We start from the raw sequence: 559 nt of genomic DNA on the forward strand, positions 1-559 counted from the left end.
CTATTAGGCAGATTCGTCGACAAAAACAAGGTAATAAAACGTACGAGTACGAATATTTCGAATATTCAGCACAGGCTGGTGAAGCAGTCTATCAACGTAATCACCAATACTCTGGTCGTCACTCACTATTTGATCAAGGATCATGCCAAGCTTTTATCAGCTTTGCTGATCAACATTTGTTAGCCCGCTATTCTTGGTCACCTGATCAGGTTGTCATGGCTGCTCACCAGGATCCCAAGCTTAGTCAGGCTACAATTCCATGTACTACAACACTCTACAACTGGATTGACCAACAAAAATTGAAAACCAGAAACATTGATTTGGCCGAAAAAGTTAGTCGTAAGGCGAAAAAAGTCCAGCCTAAAACTAATGAGAAGGTTTTAGGTCGTTCAATTGAAGAACGTCCAATTGAAGTTGATAATCGTCAAGAATTCGGACATTGGGAAATCGATAGTGTTGTTGGCCAACGTGAGGCTGGCGATTTAAATCTGCTGACATTAACGGAACGTAAAACCAGATATGAAGAAGTTATTCTAGTTCAAGGTAAAGAAAGCTGTTA

At 40.3% G+C, this 559-nt stretch carries 1 protein-coding gene; it reads left to right on the plus strand.

The annotated features are described in order from the left end of the window. The coding region (locus LPAF129_RS11080; protein ID WP_244057186.1) for an IS30 family transposase at window positions 1-559 on the plus strand (559 nt) is incomplete at both ends.

Source organism: Ligilactobacillus pabuli, from assembly GCF_022836475.1.
GTDB classification, from domain to species: domain Bacteria; phylum Bacillota; class Bacilli; order Lactobacillales; family Lactobacillaceae; genus Ligilactobacillus; species Ligilactobacillus pabuli.